This is a genomic window from Thauera sp. WB-2 (assembly GCF_027594845.1).
In the GTDB taxonomy this organism is placed as follows: domain Bacteria; phylum Pseudomonadota; class Gammaproteobacteria; order Burkholderiales; family Rhodocyclaceae; genus Thauera; species Thauera mechernichensis.
Genome location: NZ_CP088935.1, coordinates 4,032,994 through 4,054,047 on the forward strand (window position 1 = coordinate 4,032,994; position 21,054 = coordinate 4,054,047).

The 21,054-nt window shown below is 65.6% G+C and carries 16 protein-coding genes and 1 pseudogene; 12 read left to right on the forward strand and 5 right to left on the reverse strand.

Annotated elements, in window-relative coordinates; translation table 11 throughout:
* Positions 1–952 precede the first annotated feature (952 nt).
* The 3 genes from LQF09_RS18350 to LQF09_RS18360 all read left to right on the forward strand — a co-directional run bounded on the left by LQF09_RS18350 (position 953) and on the right by LQF09_RS18360 (position 3,827).
* Positions 953–1,969: a sulfate ABC transporter substrate-binding protein gene (locus LQF09_RS18350; protein WP_002933369.1), complete on the forward strand. Its 1,017-nt coding sequence runs from the start codon at positions 953–955 to the stop codon at positions 1,967–1,969.
* A gap of 95 nt (positions 1,970–2,064) precedes the next feature.
* On the forward strand, positions 2,065–2,523 hold the full coding sequence (locus tag LQF09_RS18355; protein WP_002933373.1) for a CoA-binding protein: 459 nt from the start codon (positions 2,065–2,067) through the stop codon (positions 2,521–2,523).
* Between the two features lie 23 nt (positions 2,524–2,546).
* A complete protein-coding gene (locus LQF09_RS18360) occupies positions 2,547–3,827 on the forward strand; it encodes an O-acetylhomoserine aminocarboxypropyltransferase/cysteine synthase family protein (protein WP_002933376.1) in 1,281 nt (426 codons plus the stop codon).
* A gap of 24 nt (positions 3,828–3,851) precedes the next feature.
* On the opposite strand, the gene LQF09_RS18365 is transcribed toward LQF09_RS18360, so the two are convergent.
* Positions 3,852–4,112, reverse strand: coding sequence for a hypothetical protein (locus LQF09_RS18365; protein ID WP_002933380.1), 261 nt, complete (start codon positions 4,110–4,112; stop codon positions 3,852–3,854).
* A gap of 137 nt (positions 4,113–4,249) precedes the next feature.
* Here LQF09_RS18365 and cysT point away from each other — a divergent pair, with 137 nt between their 5' ends.
* The 5 genes from cysT to LQF09_RS18390 all read left to right on the forward strand — a co-directional run bounded on the left by cysT (position 4,250) and on the right by LQF09_RS18390 (position 8,718).
* A complete protein-coding gene (gene cysT, locus LQF09_RS18370; protein WP_270068645.1) occupies positions 4,250–5,125 on the forward strand; it encodes a sulfate ABC transporter permease subunit CysT in 876 nt (291 codons plus the stop codon).
* Between the two features lies 1 nt (position 5,126).
* Positions 5,127–6,035 (forward strand): sulfate ABC transporter permease subunit CysW, encoded by a 909-nt coding sequence (gene cysW / locus LQF09_RS18375; RefSeq protein WP_270068646.1) that lies wholly within the window; start codon positions 5,127–5,129, stop codon positions 6,033–6,035.
* Positions 6,032–7,126: a sulfate/molybdate ABC transporter ATP-binding protein gene (locus LQF09_RS18380; RefSeq protein ID WP_270068647.1), complete on the forward strand. Its 1,095-nt coding sequence runs from the start codon at positions 6,032–6,034 to the stop codon at positions 7,124–7,126. Before cysW ends, LQF09_RS18380 begins: the two co-directional genes overlap by 4 nt.
* Positions 7,123–8,052, forward strand: a complete 930-nt coding sequence (locus LQF09_RS18385) for a CysB family HTH-type transcriptional regulator (RefSeq protein WP_270068648.1) — start codon at positions 7,123–7,125, stop codon at positions 8,050–8,052. The genes LQF09_RS18380 and LQF09_RS18385 overlap by 4 nt, the downstream gene beginning before the upstream one ends.
* Positions 8,053–8,217: 165 nt before the next feature.
* On the forward strand, positions 8,218–8,718 hold the full coding sequence (locus tag LQF09_RS18390; protein ID WP_270068649.1) for a protein tyrosine phosphatase: 501 nt from the start codon (positions 8,218–8,220) through the stop codon (positions 8,716–8,718).
* A gap of 37 nt (positions 8,719–8,755) precedes the next feature.
* On the opposite strand, the gene LQF09_RS18395 is transcribed toward LQF09_RS18390, so the two are convergent.
* Together LQF09_RS18395 and LQF09_RS18400 are read right to left on the reverse strand one after the other, a co-directional pair.
* Positions 8,756–10,384: a PEP/pyruvate-binding domain-containing protein gene (locus tag LQF09_RS18395; RefSeq protein ID WP_270068650.1), complete on the reverse strand. Its 1,629-nt coding sequence runs from the start codon at positions 10,382–10,384 to the stop codon at positions 8,756–8,758.
* Positions 10,381–12,309, reverse strand: coding sequence for a DUF47 family protein (locus tag LQF09_RS18400; RefSeq protein ID WP_002933393.1), 1,929 nt, complete (start codon positions 12,307–12,309; stop codon positions 10,381–10,383). The genes LQF09_RS18395 and LQF09_RS18400 overlap by 4 nt, the downstream gene beginning before the upstream one ends.
* Positions 12,310–12,600: 291 nt before the next feature.
* Between LQF09_RS18400 and LQF09_RS18405 the strand changes: the two genes are divergently transcribed.
* From LQF09_RS18405 to LQF09_RS18415, 3 genes are all read left to right on the forward strand, one after another.
* Entirely contained in the window at positions 12,601–14,286 is a 1,686-nt protein-coding gene (locus LQF09_RS18405; protein ID WP_002933394.1) for a PHA/PHB synthase family protein, read from the forward strand.
* Between the two features lie 77 nt (positions 14,287–14,363).
* Positions 14,364–14,579, forward strand: coding sequence for a hypothetical protein (locus LQF09_RS18410; protein WP_002933396.1), 216 nt, complete (start codon positions 14,364–14,366; stop codon positions 14,577–14,579).
* Positions 14,580–14,732: 153 nt separating this feature from the next.
* The gene (locus LQF09_RS18415) at positions 14,733–16,529 is read left to right on the forward strand and encodes an EAL domain-containing protein (RefSeq protein ID WP_270068651.1); all 1,797 of its coding nucleotides are present in this window, start codon (positions 14,733–14,735) and stop codon (positions 16,527–16,529) included.
* Between the two features lie 185 nt (positions 16,530–16,714).
* On the opposite strand, the gene LQF09_RS18420 is transcribed toward LQF09_RS18415, so the two are convergent.
* Positions 16,715–17,566, reverse strand: coding sequence for a methyl-accepting chemotaxis protein (locus LQF09_RS18420; protein WP_270068652.1), 852 nt, complete (start codon positions 17,564–17,566; stop codon positions 16,715–16,717).
* A 328-nt stretch (positions 17,567–17,894) separates the two neighbouring features.
* A pseudogene (locus LQF09_RS18425) lies at positions 17,895–18,993 on the reverse strand (IS5 family transposase).
* Between the two features lie 933 nt (positions 18,994–19,926).
* Between LQF09_RS18425 and LQF09_RS18430 the strand changes: the two are divergent.
* The gene (locus tag LQF09_RS18430) at positions 19,927–20,964 is read left to right on the forward strand and encodes an IS5 family transposase (protein WP_041105710.1); all 1,038 of its coding nucleotides are present in this window, start codon (positions 19,927–19,929) and stop codon (positions 20,962–20,964) included.
* The last annotated feature ends 90 nt before the right edge of the window (positions 20,965–21,054 follow it).

Genomic DNA, 21,054 nt, shown 5'->3' on the forward strand with positions numbered 1-21,054 from the left:
TCGCCTTCAACCCCTCGCGGCTCGCGCCGCTCCCACGCGGGTGATCAACCGCGGCGGCGCACTGTAGGAGCGACGCAAGTCGCGAGTTTCTCGGGCAATACCCCATCGCCGTCGCCTTCAACCCCTCGCGGCTCGCGCCGCTCCCACGCGGGTGATCAACCACGGCGGCGCACCGTAGGAGCGACGCAAGTCGCGAGCTTTTCGGGCAGTACCCCATCGCCATCGCCTTCAACCCCTCGCGGCTCGCGCCGCTCCCACGCGGGTGATCAACCGCGGCGGCGCACTGTAGGAGCGACGCAAGTCGCGAGCTTTTCGGGCAGCACCCCATCGTCATCGCCTTCAACCCCTCGCGGCTCGCGCCGCTCCCACGCGGGTGATCAACCGCGGCGGCGCACTGTAGGAGCGACGCAAGTCGCGAGCCTCTCGGGCAATACCCCATCGCCATCGCCTTCAACCCCTCGCGGCTCGCGCCGCTCCCACGCGGGTGATCAACCACGGCGGCGCACTGTAGGAGCGACGCAAGTCGCGAGCTTTTCGGGCAGTACCCCATCGTCATCGCCTTCAACCCCTCGCGGCTCGCGCCGCTCCCACGCGGGTGATCAACCACGGCGGCGCACCGTAGGAGCGACGCAAGTCGCGAGCTTCTCGGGCAATACCCCATCGCCGTCGCCTTCAACCCCTCGCGGCTCGCGCCGCTCCCACGCGGGTGATCAACCGCGGCGGCGCACCGTAGGAGCGACGCAAGTCGCGAGCTTCTCGGGCAATACCCCATCGCCGTCGCCTTCAACCCCTCGCGGCTCGCGCCGCTCCCACGCGGGTGATCAACCACGGCGGGGGGCTGTAGGCAAGCGTGCTCGGACTTGAATAAGCAATGCGTTTTTTCTTGGTTCAGGTCGCCAGGGCGGACAGATAGATTTCGTCCATCACCGACACCCAAACAAGGAGCCCGACCATGAAGTTCAGCCCGATCCGACGCAGCCTGCTCGCCCTCGCACTTGCCACCGGCCTTTCCAGTGGCCTCGTTGGCGGCGCCCAGGCGCAGACCACCTTGCTCAACGTGTCCTACGACCCGACACGCGAGCTCTACCAGGAATTCAACCCCGAGTTTGCCAAGCACTGGCAGGCCCAGACCGGCGAGACGGTGACGGTGCGCCAGTCGCACGGCGGCTCGGGCAAGCAGGCGCGCTCGGTGATCGACGGCCTCGACGCCGACGTGGTCACGCTGGCGCTGGCCTACGACATCGACGCCATCGTCGAACATGCGGGCAAGCTCGCGCCCGACTGGCAGAAGCGCCTGCCGCACAATGCCTCGCCCTACACCTCGACCATCGTCTTCCTGGTGCGCAAGGGCAACCCCAAAGGCATCCAGGACTGGGACGACCTGATCAAGCCGGGCGTCGAGGTCATCACCCCGAACCCGAAGACCTCGGGCGGCGCGCGCTGGAACTATCTGGCGGCCTGGGGCTACGCGCTGCAGAAGTACGGCAGCGAGGACAAGGCGCGCGAGTACGTGACCGAGCTGCTCAAGCACGTGCCGGTGCTCGACCCCGCGGCGCGCGGCGCCACCAACAGCTTCGTCCAGCGCGGCCTGGGCGATGTGCTGCTGGCCTGGGAGAACGAGGCCTTCCTGTCGATCAACGAGCTGGGGCCGGACAAGTTCGAGATCGTCGTGCCCTCGGTGTCGATCCTGGCCGAGCCGCCGGTCGCCGTGGTCGACGCCATCGTCGACAAACGCGGCACGCGCAAGGTCGCCGAGGCCTACCTCGAATACCTGTACTCGCCGGTGGGCCAGAAGCTCGCCGCCAAGCACTACTACCGTCCGGTCAAGCCCGAGCTCGCCGACCCCGAGCACGTCGCCCGCTTCCCCAAGGTGAACTTCATCACCATCGAGGACCTGGGCGGCTGGCAGGCGGCGCAGAAGAAACACTTCTCGGACGGCGGCACCTTCGACCAGATCTACGCCAGGTAAGGCAGGACGGCCCGGACAAGCGCCCGGCGCGCAACATCGGCAATCGTCGCCACACTGGGTATCATGCGTTCGGCTTCGATCACAATGGTACGAACATGAGTGACATCCAGACCCTGCGCCGGGTACTCCGGGAATCCAGGACCATCGCCGTGGTGGGACTGTCGGCCGACTGGTTCCGGCCGTCCTACTTCGCCGCCAAGTACATGCAGGAACACGGCTACCGGATCATCCCGGTCAACCCGAAGTACGCCGAGATCCTCGGCGAAAAGTGCTATCCCGACCTGGCCTCGATCCCCGAGCCGGTGGACATGGTGGATGTGTTCCGCAAGTCCGCCGACGCGCTGCCGATTGCCGAGCAGGCGATCGCCATCGGCGCGAAGTCGCTGTGGCTGCAGATCGGCGTCATCAACGAGGAAGCGAAGCAGAAGGCCGAGGCCGCAGGCCTCACCGTGGTGATGGACCGCTGCGTGAAGATCGAATACGCCCGCCTGTTCGGCGGCCTGGGCTGGTTCGGCGTCAACACCAAGGTCATCTCCTCGCGCCGCCCGCACTGAATTCACCCTCCAGGACCCCGACCATGGCAGACCGCAACTTCGGCTTCGATACCCTGTGCCTGCACGCCGGCCAGATCCCCGACGCGGCCACGGGCAGCCGCGCCGTGCCCATCTACCAGACCACCTCCTACGTCTTCGACAGCCCCGAGGAGGCGGCCAGCCTGTTCAACCTGCAGACCTTCGGCAATGTCTACTCGCGCATCTCCAACCCCACTGTGGCGGTGTTCGAAGAGCGCATGGCCGCGCTCGAAGGCGGCCGCGCTGCGGTAGCCACCGGCAGCGGCATGGCGGCGCAGATGATCGCGCTGCTCAACATCTGCGAGGCCGGCGACGAGATCGTCGCTGCGCGCACGCTGTACGGCGGCACACACACCCAGCTCGACGTCAATTTCCGCAAGCTGGGCATCGACACGGTGTTCGTCGACCCCGACACGCCGGAGAACTTCGCCCGCGCCATCACGCCGAAGACCAAGGCGATCTACGCCGAGACGCTGGGCAACCCCTCGCTCAACGTGCTCGACCTGGAGGCCGTGGCGCAGATCGCCAACGCCGCCGGCCTGCCGCTGTTCATCGACAACACCTTCGCCAGCCCCTACCTGTGCCGCCCCTTCGAGTGGGGTGCGGCCATCAGCGTGCATTCGGCGACCAAGTTCATCGGTGGCCACGGCACGACGATGGGCGGGGTGATCGTCGAGTCGGGCAAGTTCCCCTGGGACAACGGCCGCTTCCCGACCATGACCGAGCCCTCGCCGGGCTACCACGGCGTGCGCTTCTTCGAGACCTTCGGCGATTTCGGCTTCACCATGAAATGCCGCATGGAGGGCATGCGCACCTTCGGCCCGGTGCTGTCGCCGTTCAACGCCTTCCAGCTCCTGCAAGGCCTGGAAACCCTGCCGCTACGCATGGACCGCCACTGCAGCAGCGCTCTCGCCGTGGCCCGCCACCTCGAGTCGCACCCCAAGGTGGCCTGGGTCAACTACCCCGGGCTGGAGAGCAGCCGCTACCACGCCCTGGCACAGAAGTACCTGCCCCGCGGTGCCGGTGCGGTACTCAGCTTCGGCATCAAGGGGGGTGCGGCCGCCGGGCAGAAGTTCATCGACTCGGTGGAGTTCCTGTCCCATCTGGCCAACATCGGCGACGCCAAGACCCTGGTCATCCACCCCGCCTCCACCACGCACCGCCAGCTCTCCGAAGAGCAGCAGGTGGCCGCCGGCGTGCCACCCGACCTGATCCGCCTGTCCGTTGGCCTGGAGACGCTGGACGACATCCTGTGGGACATCGACCAGGCACTATCGAAGACCTGAGGAAGCCTGCGCCCCCGGGCCTCTTCAGCTCCGACGCCGCCTCCGGAACGCATCGGCCAGCAGCAAGCCCACGCCCAGGATCACGCCCGCCGCCAGCCCCGCCCAACTGCTCACCGGTACCGGATTGCGCACCACGATGTAGAGCAGCGCCGCGGGCAGGGCGATGGCGAAGGCGATGTTGCCGCCGTCGCGGGTGCGCACCAGCATCGCGCACACGGCATAGAGAAAGCGCACCAGCACGACCAGCAGCAGCGCCAGCAGGAAATTTCCGGTGAAGTCCGACATGCGATCCTCGTCTTGATTGCGCCGCCATTGTAGGGATCCGTTAGCAGGAAATCGCATAAGCAACGCTGTTTTTATTGTTTTTCGGCAATACCCCGGACGCCTAAACTCGATCGCATCCCCGAGTACAGGCTTCCATCATGAGCACCGCTGCCCCCTCCCTGCCTTTCCAGCCCGCAAGATCTGCGGCCCCGCCCTTCCGCGTGCTGCCGGGCTTCAAGCTGACGCTGGGCTACACGCTCGGCTACCTGTCGCTGCTCGTATTGATCCCGCTCGCCGCGGTGTTCCTGAAGACAGCCGAGCTGACGTTCGCCGAATTCTGGGAGGTCGTCACCTCGCCGCGGGTGGTGGCGTCCTACAAGCTGTCCTTCGGCATGTCGCTCGCGGCAGCGGCGATCAACGCGGTGTTCGGCCTGTTGCTGGCATGGGCGCTGGTGCGCTACTCCTTCCCCGGCAAGAAGCTGATCGACGCCCTGGTTGACCTGCCCTTCGCACTGCCCACCGCGGTGGCCGGCATCTCGCTGACCGCGCTGTACGCCAAGAACGGCTGGTTCGGCCAGTTCCTCGAGCCGCTCGGCATCCAGGTCGCGTTCAAGCCGCTGGGCGTGCTGGTGGCGCTGGTGTTCATCGGCCTGCCCTTCGTGGTGCGCACGGTGCAGCCGATCCTCGAAGACCTGGACACCGAACTGGAGGAGGCCGCGGCCAGCCTGGGCGCGCAACGCTGGCAGACTTTCCGCCACGTGATCATGCCGATCCTGTTCCCGGCGCTGCTGACCGGCTTCGCGCTCGCCTTCGCGCGTGCCGTCGGCGAGTACGGCTCGGTGATCTTCATCGCCGGCAATATCCCGATGGTGTCCGAGATCACGCCACTGATGATCATCACCAAGCTCGAGCAGTACGACTACACCGGCGCCACGGCGATCGCCACCGTGATGCTGATCCTGTCCTTCATCCTGTTGCTCGCCATCAACGGCCTGCAGGCATGGACCGCCAAACGCACCGGGAGGGACCGCTGACATGGCTGGCGCAAGCACACTTCGCATCGGCGCAGGGGCCCACGCCGGCCAGACCCGCTTCGAGGCGCGCGCGGCGACGCGCGAAACCCCGCTGGTGAAATGGCTCATCCTCGGCACCGCGCTGAGCTTCTTCGCGATCTTCCTGCTCATGCCGCTGATCGCGGTCTTCGTCGAGGCCTTGCGCAAGGGCTGGGAGACCTATGTCAGCGCGCTGGTCGACCCCGACGCGCTGTCGGCCCTGCGCCTGACGCTGCTGGCCGCCGCGATCGCCGTGCCGCTCAACCTGGTGTTCGGCGTGTGCGCGGCGTGGGCGATCGCCAAGTTCGAGTTCCGCGGCAAGCACTTCCTGATCACCCTGATCGACCTGCCGTTCTCGGTGTCGCCGGTGATCGCCGGCCTGATCTACGTGCTGGTGTTCGGCGCTCAGGGCTGGTTCGGCCCATGGCTGTCCGAGCATGACATCAAGATCATCTTCGCCGTGCCGGGGATCGTGCTCGCCACCGTGTTCGTGACCTTCCCCTTCATCGCCCGCGAGCTCATCCCGCTGATGCAGGCGCAGGGCAAGGAGGAAGAGGAGGCGGCGATCGTGCTCGGCGCAAGCGGCCTGCAAGCCTTCTGGCATGTGACCCTGCCCAACATCAAGTGGGGCCTGCTGTACGGCGTGATCCTGACCAACGCCCGCGCGATGGGCGAGTTCGGCGCGGTGTCGGTGGTCTCCGGCCACATCCGCGGCCTCACCAACACGCTGCCGCTGCATGTCGAGATCCTCTACAACGAATACCAGTTCGCGGCCGCCTTCGCGGTGGCCTCGCTGCTGGCCCTGCTGGCCCTGGTGACCCTCGCCCTCAAGACCTGGGTCGAGCACCGCGCCGCCGCAGCCCACCGCCTTTCACAGGACGACGCATCATGAGCATCCAGGTACGCAACATCGACAAGCGCTTCGGCAGCTTCATCGCCCTCGACGACATCTCGCTCGACTTCCCCACCGGCCAGCTCGTCGCCCTGCTCGGTCCCTCGGGCTGCGGCAAGACCACGCTGCTGCGCATCATCGCCGGACTCGAATCGGCCGACGCCGGCCAGGTGCTGCTCGACGGCGACGACGCCTCCGGCACCCATGTGCGTGACCGCCAGGTCGGCTTCGTGTTCCAGCATTACGCGCTGTTCCGTCACATGACGGTGTTCGACAACGTTGCCTTCGGCATGCGCATGAAGCCGCGCGGCCAGCGCCCGTCCGAGAAGCAGATCCGGGCCAAGGTGCACGATCTGCTCAACCTGGTGCAGCTCGACTGGCTGGCCGACCGCTTCCCGTCGCAGCTCTCCGGTGGCCAGCGCCAGCGCATCGCACTCGCCCGTGCGCTGGCGGTGGAGCCGCGCGTGCTGCTGCTCGACGAGCCCTTCGGCGCGCTCGATGCCAAGGTGCGCAAGGAGCTGCGGCGCTGGCTGCGCAAGCTGCACGACGAGCTGCACATCACCTCGGTCTTCGTCACCCACGACCAGGAAGAAGCGCTGGAGGTGGCCGACCGCGTGGTGCTGATGAACCAGGGCCGCGTCGAGCAGGTCGGCACACCGGAGGAGGTTTACCGCCACCCGGCGACGCCCTTCGTGTATGGCTTCCTCGGGTCGGTGAACTTCTTCCACGGCCGGGTCGAAGGCGAGGGCCTGCGCGTGGGCGACGAGCATCTGCAGCACGGCGTCGGCACGCTCGACCAGGGCGCCGAGGTGGTGGCCTTTGCCCGCCCGCACGAACTCGAGATCATCGTTGACGGCGGCGCAGGCCAGGGTATCGCCGCCCGCATCAGCCGCGTGCTCGCCTTCGGCGTGACCGCCCGCATCGAGCTCGACGGCATCAACGGCGCCACCGGGCAGCACTTCGAGGTCGAGCTCACGCGCGAGCGGGTTGCCGCGCTCGGCCTGCAGGAAGGCCAGCACGTGCGCCTGCTACCATCGCGCCTCAGCGTCTTCGAACAACAGCACACCGCCGCCGCGGGAGCCGCACGATGAACTTCCAGCAGTTGCGCATCATCCGCGAGACGGTGAGGCGCGGGTTCAACCTGACCGAGGTGGCAAACGCCCTGTTCACCTCGCAGTCGGGCGTCTCCAAGCACATCAAGGACCTCGAGGACGAGCTCGGCGTCGAGCTGTTCACGCGCAAGGGCAAGCGCCTGCTCGGCCTCACTGCGCCGGGCAAGGAGCTGGTGGTGATGGTCGAGCGCATGCTGCTCGATGCCGCCAACATCAAGCGCCTGGCCGAGCAGTACAGCAACGCCGACCAGGGCCAGCTCACCGTCGCCACCACCCACACCCAGGCGCGCTACGCGCTGCCCACGGTCGTGGCGGCCTTCACGCGAGCCTTCCCCAAGGTGCACCTGAAGCTGCACCAGGGCAGCCCGGGCGAGATCGTGCAGATGCTGCTCGACGGCGAGGCCGACATCGGTGTCGCCACCGAGGCGCTGGCCGACGTGCCCGAACTGGCCTCATTCCCCTATTACAGCTGGCAGCACGCCGTGGTGGTGCCCGCCGGCCACCCACTCGAGGCGGTCCAGCCGCTGACGCTCGAAGCCATCGCCGAGCATCCGGTCATCACCTACCACGAAGGCTTCACCGGGCGCACCCGCATCGACAAGACCTTCGCTGCCGCGGGCCTGAAGCCGGCGGTGGTGATGTCCGCGCTCGACGCCGACGTCATCAAGACCTACGTCGAGCTCGGCCTTGGCGTCGGCATCCTGGCCTCGATGGCCTTCAGCCCGGAGCGCGACCCGGGGCTGCGCATGCTCGACAGCGACGCCCTGTTCGCCGGCAACGTCACCCGCATTGCGGTACGGCGCGGTCACTACCTGCGCGGTTTCGCCTACCGCTTCATCGAGCTGTGTGCGCCGGAACTGAGCGAGGCGGTGGTGTCGCATGCGGTCGGGGCGGTGAGCAAGTAGCACTGGCGTCCATCCCGGCCGTCATCAAGCGGTAACACGACCGGCGCACACTCCACGGGTCGAGGACCGACCTCGACGGCATCAGGCGTCCGGGTGGCCGGCAACCGCCGTACCCGCCTCCCTGCCCGGCCTCCTGCGCCCATAGCCAAGCCGCGAGGAAGCGCCATGCAGGTACTCTTTGTGGGCAAGGGCAAGGACTGTCGCGCCTTGCTCGCCGAAGCCATCTTCAACCACGTGTCCCGCGCCGGCTGCAAGGCAGGCCGCGCAAGCTGCGACACCCCCGGGCCGCCGGCACGCGAGGCGCTCGAACTCCTGCGCGGCCAGGGCATCGCTGCCGGCGACTCGCCTCCCGACGCTCTTCCGCTGTCGTCCCTCCCGCACGCCGCGACCGGTGACGCCCCGATGCTGGTGGTCAGCGTCTGCGAGTCGCGCTGCGAGGGGCCATGCCCCTACTGCGACTCGAGCGCGCTGCGCGCCCACTGGCCGGTGCACGACCCGCTGCAGCGTCATTTGCTGCCGCATGATCCGACGTCGGAACTGCTCGACGTCTATCACATCCTGCGTGCCCGCATCGAACGCTCCATGCCGCTGCTCGAAGGCAGCCGCGCCGGCGACCCCGAACGGCTTCAGCGCGAACTCGACCGCATCGGGCACTTCCTGCCCTGAAGCCCGCCGCCCACTGACGGGCCGATGCCGCGGCCACTCAGCGCGCGAGGCTGGCATCCGGCTGCTCTTGAGCACTGCGGTGGAGCACTTCCAGGCGCGCAATCAGCGCCCCCGGCACGCTCTCGACGACCGCCACCTCCCCGGCATGGACGACACCCTGATTGCCATCGAGGGTGAGCAGTTCGCCTTCCGCAAGAGCCCGCCCACCGATGCGCACGACCCGCTCCGCTGCGTCGATCTGCAGCGCCTCGCAGCCGACCAGGCAAACCTTGCCGAGCTGGCGCGCGACCACCGCAGCGTGCGAAGTGCGCGCACCACGGTGGGTCAGCAGCCCCTCGGCGAGGTCCAGCGCCGCGATGTCGCGCGTCTCGGCATCTTGCCGTACCAGGATCACGCGCGCACCTGCGGCACGGCGGGCGCGGGCACGCGTTTCGTCGAGGACGATCTCGCCGCTGGCGATCCCGCTCGACGCGCTTGAGGCTTGTGCGAGCGGCTCGGGCCCGCCGCCATCGATCGCTGCCAGCCGCCGCTGCACGAGCGCCCGGGCATCCAGCCCATAGGTGCGCTCGCGCGCGGTTGCGGCGTCGATCACCCCCTCGTCGAGGAGGTCGAGCGCGATGCGCGCGGCAGCCAGCGCAGTGCGCTTGCCGGCACGCGCCTGGAGCAGGAAGAGTCGCCCGTCCTGCACCGTGAATTCGAAGTCCTGCATGTCGCCGAAGGCCTGCTCGAGCCGACCGCAGATGCCCACCAGATCCTCCCAGATCGAGGGCGCGACGCTCGCAAGCTCGCCGTGACCGAGCGCACTGCGGCGGCCGCTGACCACGTCCTCACCCTGCGCGTTGAAGAGGAAGTCGACCCAGGGCTGCGGCTCACCGCTGCTCGGGTCGCGCGTGAAGCCGACGCCTGCCCCGGACAGGCCGCCGGCATTGCCGAACACCATGCGCTGCACCGTCACTGCGGTGCCCATGCCATGGTCCAGACCGTGCAGGTCACGGTAGGTGCGCGCCTTGTCGCTGCGCCAGGAGGCGAACACGGCTGCAATCGCCTGCCTGAGCTGTGCGTGCGCATCCTGCGGAAAGGCCTCGCCCGCCTCTCTGCGATAGGTTTCGAGATGGCGGCCGGCAAGCGCGCGCAGCGCGGCGAAATCGAGCAGGCGCTCGTCAAGGTCGCCGCGCACAGCGTCAAGATCGGCCTCGAAGTGCGCGGAATCGATGCCGGCAACGACCTCGCCATAGCCTGCGATAAGGCGCCGGTAGGCATCCCAGGCCAGGCGCGGATGACCCGTCACACGCACGAAGCCGGACAGGGTCGACTCGGTCAGACCGATGTTGAGCAGGGTTTCCATCATGCCGGGCATCGATGCCGGCGCCCCCGAGCGCACCGACAACAGCAACGGATGGCGAGCATCGCCTAGGCGTAGCCCACAGTGCTTTTCCAGCGTCTCCAGGGCCGGGCGCCAATGCCATTCACCGAGCGCAGCCGGGTCGGCGCACCAGCCGGTGCCGATCACGAAAGCCGGCGGCACCGGCATGCCGAGCGCCGCCATGCGCGCCAGGTTCCAGGCCTTGGCACCGAGGACCTCGGGCCCGCTGTGCTTCGGAAGGGGCTCATCGCCCTGGATGAGCAGCACGACACGGGCGTGCAGGTGGTCGGTCCCGGCGCTCATTCGCCCACCCGCACGCGGCTGAAGGCAAGCCGGCGCACGCCGTAGCCGGTGGCGAGCAGCCAGTCGGTCGCAGCCTCGAGCGCCTGCGCAAAATCGGTACTCAGGTTGAGGGTGGCGGCATCGCTCACGTGCTCGGCGAGGGCACGGCGCACGTCCCTGAGCAGCACGTCGCACTGACGCTCGGCATTGAGCACGCGCCAGAGCGCGGCGACGAACTCTTCATGGTCCTCGGCGCTGCTGCGCTCGCCCAGGGTGCGGGCAATCTCGAGCGCCCGCACATGGTCCTGTGCAGCGGTGAGTACCGCATCGGCAAGCAGTTGCATGGACTGGTGCACTTCGCCACGCCAGCCGCGGTGGTGATCGGAGGCGATCAGGGACAGCAGGAAGGCGGCCTCCTCAAGGGCATCGGCGACGTCGTCAGCCGTCTCCACCACCTCGGCGAAGGCCTGCCAGCGCGGCCGCGCCTCGGCACGCGCACGTGCATCCATGACGAGCTGGTCCGCAGCGCGCTCCCAGTCCTTGGCGCGTTCGGCAAACACGCGTGCAGCCTTGCGGTCGCGCTCGTAGCCGTGGGCGAGGCCGTCGCGCAGGCCTTCGGCCATCGCATGGCAGTAGGCCGCATGCTCGGCGAGCAGGTCGAATTCGTCATGGCGGTGCAGGTAGCGTGCGAGCAGCAAGCGGGCATCGTCGGCCACGAGGGCGAGCGGCTGGTGCTGCTGCGCGGCCGCCGACGCCAGCGCCATCACGTCGAGCACGAAGCCGCGCGCACGCTCGGTGCCCATGACCACATCGAGACGGTCGCCGATGCGGAAGTAGTCGGGACCGAGGGCCTGCATCGCCCCGAAGATGAGCCGCTCGCCGCCGGCCTCGAGCCAGGCCATGTGGCCGACCCGGCGGCGCGCCGACTCGGCCAGGATGGCTACCGCATCGCCCTTGCCAACGAACTGCTCGAGGCGCTTGCGCGCACGGTTCCAGTCGATCAGGAAGACGATGCGTGCGCCGATGCCTTCCAGCGTCTTCCACAGGCTCATCTCGTCGCTGCAGCTGAAGCGTGCGGTGCCGACATAGTAGGCAGCGCCGGCGTTCAGCCCTGCGCGAGTGCGCGCCTGGGCCTCGCCCCAGCTCGCGCCCACCTCGCACAGCAGCGACTGGAAGAACGCGAAACGGCGGCTATGGAGGTCGGAGTAGGTCAGGCTGACCTCCAGCCCCTCGACCTGTATCACCAGCACATGTGCATCGTTGGTACCGATGTCGTTCTGCAGCAGCAGGCGGTCGCCATCGCGCGTGGCGGCGGTGTCGAGACCGGGATGCTGCAGCTTGAGCGCGCGCGTCTGGTTGAGACCGCGCATGAACGCGGCGATCCGCGGCCGATCTTCGGCCTCGATCTGCCATACGTGGGCGCCATCGATGTTCTCGCTCGACAGTTCGGCCGCCAGGCGGTTGATCGCCTTGTGCAGATCCATCACCAGAAGGTGCAGGCTGTCGTCCTTGCCACGCTTGCCGCTGGTCAGCGCCTGCAGGTCCGCCGCCGACAAGGTGTCGGGCGCAAGCTGCGCCAGCCATCCGCACCAGTGCTCGACCCGCTGCACGAGCGCCTCGTCCGCATCGACCGGGCGCACCATGACTTGCAGATCCTCGACGAGGCAATCGCGCAGCCTGGACAGTTCGGGCAGATGCAGCAGCTTGCCTTCGCGAAACGCGTTCGCGGGCAACTCGGCAAGCCAGCCCGCCTTGAGCCCGGCAGCGGCGAACTCCCGCGACAGATCGAGCGCCGGGACACCCTCGCCGGACGCGCGCTGCTGGGCCGCCTGCAGCAGGCTCAGGTAGAGCTTGAGCCGGTCGTTCGCCGCCAGCGCAGCCCGCACCCGAGCCGGCCTGAGCAGCTCCGTCTGCCCAAGACTGGCGACTGCTTCGAGTTTCTCCATGGCACACCCCCGATATCTACCGGGATTCTCGGCGGTGAATGTGACAGGCAGGTAACAGGCAACCGACTGCGCGCAGTGACGTACGCGATCGCGCCGGCCAACGAAAATTCACGAAACTGAAATAACCATGTCAAGGTCGTGGCGCACACTTGCAGCCAAACTTCGCAGGAAGCGATTGACATGGCGACGCCGAGGCCCGTTACCCGCGCGACTCCCCCCGGGAGGCGTCGCAGCGATCGTCCACCGGCAGCGCACAGGACCGTCCCGGACGGCAAGGCCCTGTACCGCCGCTTGCTTGTGTTCAACGACGGCATCGTCGCCCAGGCCGACCCCTTTGGCCTCAGCGCACCCATCCTGCACGCTCAGCTCGCTTGGCTGATGCACCCGCAGGAACTGGCAGAACACCTGAGCGCACTCACGACCGACCTCTGGCACCTGCAACTGCACAGCTTCCGGCGCGCCTGCGGGCTGCCGAGCCCGGACCCCATCAGGCCGCATGCCGACGACCCCCGCTTTACCGATCCGGTGTGGACCGAAGCGCCGACCTGGGACCTGGTCAAGGAGTGGTACCTCGCCCTCACCCACCACATGCAGGACATGCTGTACGTAACGCCGGGCCTGTCGGGCAAGGAGCGGCGACGCGCAGCGTTCTGGTGGCGCAAGTGGCTCAACGCCGTCGCGCCCACGAACTACCTGTTGACCAACCCGATCGCCCTGCGCCGCTTGGCCGAGACGCGCGGCGAAAGCCTGTGGCAAGGCCTCCAGAACATGCTGGAGGACCTCGGCGCCGGCAATGTGCGCATGACCGACCCCGACCACTTCAAGGTCGGCGGAAACCTTGCAACCACGCCCGGCGCAGTGGTTTTCCGCAACCACCTGCTCGAGGTCATCCACTACGCGCCCACCCGGCCCCAGGTCCATGCCGAGCCGGTAGTGATCGTCACCCCCTGGATCAACAAGTTCTACGTGCTCGACCTCACTCCGAAGAAGAGCATGGTGCGCTTCCTGCTGGACCAAGGCCTGGACGTCTTCATCACGAGCTGGAAGAACCCCGACGAGTCGATGCGCGGCACCCGCTTCGACGACTACATCTGCGACGGCGTGGACGCGATCGTGCGCGTTGCACGCGACTTCACCGCCGCCGAGCGGGTGCATGCCGCAGGCTACTGCATCGGCGGCACCGCGCTGGCGATCTACATGGCGTGGGCGGCGAGGCACTACGCCGAGGACGCCATACCGGTGCGCGACTGGACGCTGTTCACCACCCTGGTCGACTTCCACAAGCCGGGCGACATCGAGGTCTTCATCGATGAAGGCAGCATCGCCCACCTGTCGGCGCAGATGGCGCGCAAGGGCTACCTCGACGGCCGCGACATGGCCGCCTCATTCCGCCTGCTGCGTTCGAACAGCCTCGTGTGGCACTACGTGGTGCATGGCTGGCTCTACGGCGAATCGCCCGCCCCCTTCGACGTCCTGTTCTGGAACATGGACACCACGCGCATGCCTCAGGCCATGCACAGCTGGTATCTGCGCGAGCTCTACCTGCACAACCGCCTGATCGAGCCCGGCGCCCTCAACGTGGCCGGCGAAACGATCGACCTGCACGCGATCCGCCAGCCACTCTACGCAGTCGCCGCCGAGGACGACCACATCGCGCCCTGGCAGCAGACCTTCCGCACCGTCCACCACATTGCGGCGGAGAAGCGCTTCGTACTGTCGAGCTCGGGCCACATCCTGGGAATCGTCAACCCTCCCGCACGCCCTCCCAAGCGCCGCTACTGGGCCGACACGGCGCACCGCGCCGACAAGCCGCTGCAGTGGCGCGACCGCACCGAGGCGCAGGCCGGAAGTTGGTGGGAGGACTGGATGCAGTGGCTCAAGCCGCGCGCCGGCGAGCTCGTAGACGCACGGCCCGCCAGCAACGAGCGCTACCCCAGCCTTGGCGACGCCCCAGGTTCCTACGTATTGGAGGCATGAGGACGCATCGTCTCAGCGCATGCAGGGCATGCGTCCCGCCACCGCACTATTTTTTGATGTCACCAGGAGAAACCATCATGAACGTCCCTACCATGCCTCGCCCGCAAGACACCGGCAACGCGCTGCTTGCCGCTCGCAGCCCCGCCGGGAGCGCCCCTGCCAACTTCTCCGAATCCCGCGCTGGCGCATCGGCACAGCACAGGAACGGCGTTGCCGCCCTGGTTGACGACCAGGATGCGCTGGCCGCCTGGCAAAGAAACCTCGCCGTGCTGCGTTCGAAGGCCGGCAACTGATCTGAAACCCGGCCCTGACGCAAGGAAGGGCCGCACCTGAGCTGTGAGCGGTCGACAACGCTGTACTCGCTTACCTTGGAGAAAGCGCGCTACTTAATCCCAGCTTAACGCTCCTGTCCGATACTGCTTCATTGCCTTTGCCTCGGAATAAGCGTGCTGTACAACGCCGGACTCACCCTGAAACTGCGACAGCTTCTCGACGAGGGCAAGCTTCGGTTTGTCTTTCAGCCAGTCATCGACATCAACCAATCGACTGTGCTTGGTTTTGAGGCGTTGATGCGTGGCCCCGAGGGAACGCCACTCGAGCGCCCCGAGGAACTGTTGCGCTTGGCCAAATCGTGCAACCTTGGACTCGAACTCGAGATCGCGGCCTGCAAGGGTGCAATCCGGGCCTTCGCAGACCTTCATCTGCCAGGCAAGCTCTTCCTGAATCTAAGCGCATCATCGATCGTCGCTTTCAGCTTCTTCGGCGGCGGCGCACTGCTGCATTGCGCCGTTGACGTCGGCTTACCGCCCTCTCGGCTCATTCTCGAGCTGACCGAGCACGAACGCGTCGAAGATGCAGACGCCTTGCGCGTTGCATTCGCCGCACTTGCCGCTCAGGGAGTGGGCCTCGCGCTGGATGATTTTGGCGACGGGCGCTCAAGCCTGCGGTTGTGGGCCGAGCTCAAGCCCCAGATCGTTAAGCTCGATAAGTTCTTCGTGAGGGGGATTCACCTGGACAGCCGGAAGGTCCAGGTCGTCCGTGCCATTCTCGATCTATGTGCCGCCTTTGGCACACCCTTGGTGGCCGAAGGCGTGGAAGTCGCGGAGGAACTTGCCGTCCTGCGCGATCTGGGTTGCCACTACGGGCAGGGCTATTTCATAGCCCGGCCGTTGGAACGACCTACCGCGAACATTGGCGAGAGAGCAAGTGCCGTCCTGCAGTCGTCCAAGATATCGGTAATGCCAAACTCTTCACCGCGCCCGGACATCGCCGACACCGTCGGGCGCCTGAAAGTACCGGTACCAACGGTATGCGCGACCCTATCCAACGCGGGCCTGATGCAGCTCTTCAAAAACCACCCCGAACTGCATGCGGTCGCGGTCGTCGAGAAACACTACCCGGTCGGCTTGGTGAATCGCCGCGCCTTCGTCGACAAGTTCGCCCAGCCGTACTCGCACGATCTCTACGGCCGTCGCCCATGCACCTTGTTCATGAACGCCACCCCCTTGCGCGTCGAGGCATCTGCAACGATCGATTCCCTGATCCCCGTCCTGTCAGGTGACGACCAGCGCTATCTGTACGAGGGTTTCATCATCACAGAAGATGGGCGCTACGCCGGGCTTGCAACGGGCGAGAGCCTGGTGCGCGCAGTAACGGAACGTCGGATCGAAGCAGCACGCCACGCCAACCCACTCACATTTCTGCCCGGAAACATCCCGATCACGGAGCACATTCGCCGCCTGCTCGACTCGCAGGTTCCCTTTGCTGCTGCGTATTTCGACCTGAACAACTTCAAGCCCTACAACGATCTCTACGGGTACTGGCGCGGGGATGAAATGATCAAGCTCGCCGCCCAAACTATCGCAAACAGCATCGATCCATCCCAGGATTTCGTCGGCCACGTCGGCGGGGACGATTTTGTCGTGTTGTTCCAGAGCGAAGACTGGCGCAGGCGCTGCGAATCGGCCGTTGAGAACTTCAACGTGCGAGCGAGGGCACTCTTCGACGCTACCGAGTTGGCAAAGAACGGCTTCGAAAGCGAGGATCGGCGCGGCTTCAAGACCTTCTTCCCTCTCACGACAATCGCCGCTGGCGTTGTTCATATCACCGACGGGCAGTTCATCAGCCCGGAAGAGGTTGCGTCGGCCGCGGCCGTTGCCAAGAAGGCCGCCAAGGAGTCGGGCAACGGTCTCTACGTGGGCATCCAACCACGACTCAGGGTCGTGACTTCAGCAGCAAGCTAGAGCGGTCCAGGGCGTCGGTAAATGCCATCGAACGCCACGCGCAAGACCGAGCCCATCACCTTGTGATCGTGATCAGCAGACCCACAAGTCTGGCGTCGAGCCGGAATGGACTCTGCCTCCCGCTTGCCTTGCCCCCTGGGCGCTGGGCACCCGACATCGCAGGAGCGACTGCAAGGGGCCCGTGACTAGGCGAGTTGGAAGCGCAAGGTCATCTGATTCAGGTCGTGCGTGAGTTGCTTCAAGGACGCGGCCGACGCTCCAACCTCGCGCTGAGTACCAGCAATCAACTCTATTGCAGCACTGACTTGCTCAACTCGCCGAGTCACCTCAAGACTGGTCTGACGCTGTTCATGCAGCGCCTCAGTGATACTGCTCACTCCGTTCTGGGTGGCATCGATCACGGTACGTATATGCAGCATCGCATCACCAGCGCTTGCCGCTCGCAGCTTTCCCTCCACTACCTGCGCACACGCGTCGGATATCTGTCGGTTGGTTTCGTCCATACCGTCACCGATATCGTCAACCACACCAACAATCTCGGCAGCGGAAGAGGCTGTACGCTCCGCAAGTTTTCTCACCTCGTCAGCTACAACTGCAAAGCCGCGTCCCTGCTCGCCAGCGCGAGCTGCTTCGATGGCTGCATTCAGCGCAAGTAAATTGGTTTGATCGGCAATTTCACGAATAACGTGAACGATGGTTCCTATCCGTTTCGACTTCTCACTCAGACGAGTGATACTGCTGGCACTGGACTCAATGACACGTTCAATTTCGTCCATTCCAACGATCGTCGACTTGATCACATCCAACCCAGCCTGACCCGCCTCACGAGCCTCATCCGCGGCACGGTTAACTACAGCCGAACTATCCGAGATCTGGCCTATCGACGCCGCCAGCCCCTCAATCGCGGCCGCCATCTGACTTGCAGAATCTCGCTGTTGTAGCGTCGTGGACAAAGCGCGTTCGGATGTTTCAGCCAAATGCACTGCATTCCGTTCAAGCTCCGAAGAGCCAGCCGATATTCCACGGATGATGTCCACGAGGTAGTTCCTCATTATCTGTATAGAGCCCATTACCCCAACCGCTTTCAACTCCCCCCCGACGGTGTCGGCCAGACGCCCCTCTGAAACAGCAGCAGCTGAGGATGCCAGCTCGTCTGGCTCAGCTCCCAACTGTGCGAGGATACTGCGGCGAATTACCAATGGGCACCTCGAATAACCCGAGGGTTTCAGTGAATCCCACGACGCAATGATGACGGCGACCAATTTCGGCCCAATTCCTCTGGCAAACCACCGCGTTTCTCGGCGGAGTTGCCCCGTTTTTGCATCGAATCGCCCCAGGCATCGGCGATTCGGCCCATTTCGGGCGTCAGAAGGCCTCGATTCCGGCCTTCCGGAAGTAGACCAGCCGCTTCAAGTTGTAGCAGGCAGCCATCATCGTCATCGCAAAGTTCGCCCGCGCCCGACCGATGGTACGCAGCAACTTGCCGCCCATCTGTTCGATGGCGGCAAAGACATGCTCGACCCGGGCGCGCGTTTTGGCGATGCGCTGGTTACGCCGCTGCTGGCACTCGGTCAGCGGCTTGTTGCGTTTGCCCTTCCTCTGGATCTGGTTACGAAAGCCGTTCTCCTTCAGCCAGGCTTCACGCGCCTCGGACGGGTAGCCCCGGTCGGCATAGACGTCCCGACTCGTGTTGCCCGCATCGAAGACGTTGTCGAAGTGCTGGCTATCGTGCGTACTCGCGGTGTCGGTCTCGATTCGGCGAATGATCTTGTATTTCTTGTCGACGTTGATCGAGAGCTTGTAGCCGAAGTGGTTCTTGCCGTGCTTCTTCGTCCAGGTCGCATCGATGTCCTTCTGGCGGCGCTTGGCCGGCTTCCAGTCGGCGGGCATCGCACCGTGCTCGATCAGCGCCTTCTCGCCCCGGCTGTTGTGCTGCTTGGGGGCGGGGACCAAAGTGGCGTCGATGATCTGACCGCCGCGCGCGATGAAACCCTTCTTCAGCAACTGCGCCGAGACACCGTCAAAGAGCGCCTTGGCGCCCGCTTCACCAATCCGGTTCTCGAAGGTCCACACCGTGGTGCGGTCCGGGACGTGGGTCGCGTTCGCCAGTCCGCAGAAGCGCTTGTAGCTCATGCGGTCGAGCAACTGGTACTCCATCTGCTCGTCGGACAGGTTGTACAGGCGCTTGAGCACCAGGATCCGTACCATCGTCTCGGTCGGGTACGGCGGACGCCCGCCCTGCGCGCTCACCGGGCGCGGCGCAACCGCGACGATGGCTTGCACGATCGGGCGCAGTACCCTGCGCGCTCACCGGGCGCGGCGCAACCTCATCCACCTCGGCCGCCAACGACGCAAAGTCGATGTGCGACTCGATGTCGGTCAGCGGGTCGCCCAGCGCGTCGATCTTCTTGCGGTGATGCTCGTCAGCGAACAGGTCAGTCTTGATAGCGCTACGCGGTTTCATCGGTGCAGGCTGCAGGGTTCAGGACGTCGTGATTTTACCAAAGGCGGGCGGAGCAGAGGTTTTTCGAGGCACCCTGCAGTGACACTCGTGATGCTCGTGACGCTCGTGACGCTCGTGACTGTCCCCGGTCCCAGGACAAGGGACATTGCAGTGACACTCGTGATGCTCGTGACGCTCGTGACGCTCGTGACGCTCGTGACTGTCCCCGGTCCCAGGACAAGGGACAGTGCCGTGCCGGACTTACGAAAAAGTCAATACCCTCAAAAATCGCATCGTTTGTGGGTGAAGGCACTCGCGCACTACCCTACCCCTTGCCGCGATGCGTTCGCCCCAGTAGGTGCTCGTATGGGCCACGCTGGCGCGTCAGGATCGATTTCTGCGGGCCGGGTGTCTCGGGGCTTTCGCTCACCTGATCGACAGACGCGTTTAAACGCTCTCAGAGCGGTTTAAATCGCTCGGGTGATGTGTGGATATGTCCGAGAGCATTTGGGGCGCTTGTAGAGCTTCTGGTGAAGCCCAAGAGCTATCCGGAGCGTAACGAGAAGCAGCGGAAACGGACTGCGGAACGCGGAACGCAGGGCAGCCGGTAACCCCTGATGTGTTGCGGCATACCCTCCTCGTCTGGTCGAGCGGCACGGCTCTCGTTCCGGAGCGAGCGCGAAGCGCGAGGCGCAGGCTACTGTTCCGGTGATCGCTGAAAACCCTAGCCGGACTGGATGTCTTGGTTTTTAAAAAGACTCCGGCTAGTAAAAATTGCGGCCGAAGGCCGCAGCAAGGCGCGAAGCGCCGCGCAGGCGGGGCGAAGCCCCGCAAACCCCCATTCCGGAGGATGAGGGGAAAACCACTGCTGTCATCATATGGGTGCCTCGAAAAACCTCTGCTCCGCCCGCCTTTGGTAAAATCACGACGTCCTGAACCCTGCAGCCTGCACCGATGAAACCGCGTAGCGCTATCAAGACTGACCTGTTCGCTGACGAGCATCACCGCAAGAAGATCGACGCGCTGGGCGACCCGCTGACCGACATCGAGTCGCACATCGACTTTGCGTCGTTGGCGGCCGAGGTGGATGAGGTTGCGCCGCGCCCGGTGAGCGCGCAGGGCGGGCGTCCGCCGTACCCGACCGAGACGATGGTACGGATCCTGGTGCTCAAGCGCCTGTACAACCTGTCCGACGAGCAGATGGAGTACCAGTTGCTCGACCGCATGAGCTACAAGCGCTTCTGCGGACTGGCGAACGCGACCCACGTCCCGGACCGCACCACGGTGTGGACCTTCGAGAACCGGATTGGTGAAGCGGGCGCCAAGGCGCTCTTTGACGGTGTCTCGGCGCAGTTGCTGAAGAAGGGTTTCATCGCGCGCGGCGGTCAGATCATCGACGCCACTTTGGTCCCCGCCCCCAAGCAGCACAACAGCCGGGGCGAGAAGGCGCTGATCGAGCACGGTGCGATGCCCGCCGACTGGAAGCCGGCCAAGCGCCGCCAGAAGGACATCGATGCGACCTGGACGAAGAAGCACGGCAAGAACCACTTCGGCTACAAGCTCTCGATCAACGTCGACAAGAAATACAAGATCATTCGCCGAATCGAGACCGACACCGCGAGTACGCACGATAGCCAGCACTTCGACAACGTCTTCGATGCGGGCAACACGAGTCGGGACGTCTATGCCGACCGGGGCTACCCGTCCGAGGCGCGTGAAGCCTGGCTGAAGGAGAACGGCTTTCGTAACCAGATCCAGAGGAAGGGCAAACGCAACAAGCCGCTGACCGAGTGCCAGCAGCGGCGTAACCAGCGCATCGCCAAAACGCGCGCCCGGGTCGAGCATGTCTTTGCCGCCATCGAACAGATGGGCGGCAAGTTGCTGCGTACCATCGGTCGGGCGCGGGCGAACTTTGCGATGACGATGATGGCTGCCTGCTACAACTTGAAGCGGCTGGTCTACTTCCGGAAGGCCGGAATCGAGGCCTTCTGACGCCCGAAATGGGCCGAATCGCCGATGCCTGGGGCGATTCGATGCAAAAACGGGGCAACTCCGCCGAGAAACGCGGTGGTTTGCCAGAGG

Bases quoted from the DNA above. Each gene is read 5' to 3' on its own strand.
- LQF09_RS18355 (WP_002933373.1), top strand. From the start codon at position 2,065: ATGAGTGACATCCAGACCCTGCGCCGGGTACTCCGGGAATCCAGGACC.
- LQF09_RS18385 (WP_270068648.1), top strand. From the start codon at position 7,123: ATGAACTTCCAGCAGTTGCGCATCATCCGCGAGACGGTGAGGCGCGGG.
- LQF09_RS18360 (WP_002933376.1), top strand. From the start codon at position 2,547: ATGGCAGACCGCAACTTCGGCTTCGATACCCTGTGCCTGCACGCCGGC.
- cysW (WP_270068646.1), top strand. From the start codon at position 5,127: ATGGCTGGCGCAAGCACACTTCGCATCGGCGCAGGGGCCCACGCCGGC.
- LQF09_RS18430 (WP_041105710.1), top strand. From the start codon at position 19,927: ATGAAACCGCGTAGCGCTATCAAGACTGACCTGTTCGCTGACGAGCAT.
- LQF09_RS18395 (WP_270068650.1), bottom strand. From the start codon at position 10,384: ATGAGCGCCGGGACCGACCACCTGCACGCCCGTGTCGTGCTGCTCATC.
- LQF09_RS18410 (WP_002933396.1), top strand. From the start codon at position 14,364: ATGAACGTCCCTACCATGCCTCGCCCGCAAGACACCGGCAACGCGCTG.
- LQF09_RS18380 (WP_270068647.1), top strand. From the start codon at position 6,032: ATGAGCATCCAGGTACGCAACATCGACAAGCGCTTCGGCAGCTTCATC.
- LQF09_RS18350 (WP_002933369.1), top strand. From the start codon at position 953: ATGAAGTTCAGCCCGATCCGACGCAGCCTGCTCGCCCTCGCACTTGCC.
- cysT (WP_270068645.1), top strand. From the start codon at position 4,250: ATGAGCACCGCTGCCCCCTCCCTGCCTTTCCAGCCCGCAAGATCTGCG.
- LQF09_RS18400 (WP_002933393.1), bottom strand. From the start codon at position 12,309: ATGGAGAAACTCGAAGCAGTCGCCAGTCTTGGGCAGACGGAGCTGCTC.
- LQF09_RS18390 (WP_270068649.1), top strand. From the start codon at position 8,218: ATGCAGGTACTCTTTGTGGGCAAGGGCAAGGACTGTCGCGCCTTGCTC.
- LQF09_RS18365 (WP_002933380.1), bottom strand. From the start codon at position 4,112: ATGTCGGACTTCACCGGAAATTTCCTGCTGGCGCTGCTGCTGGTCGTG.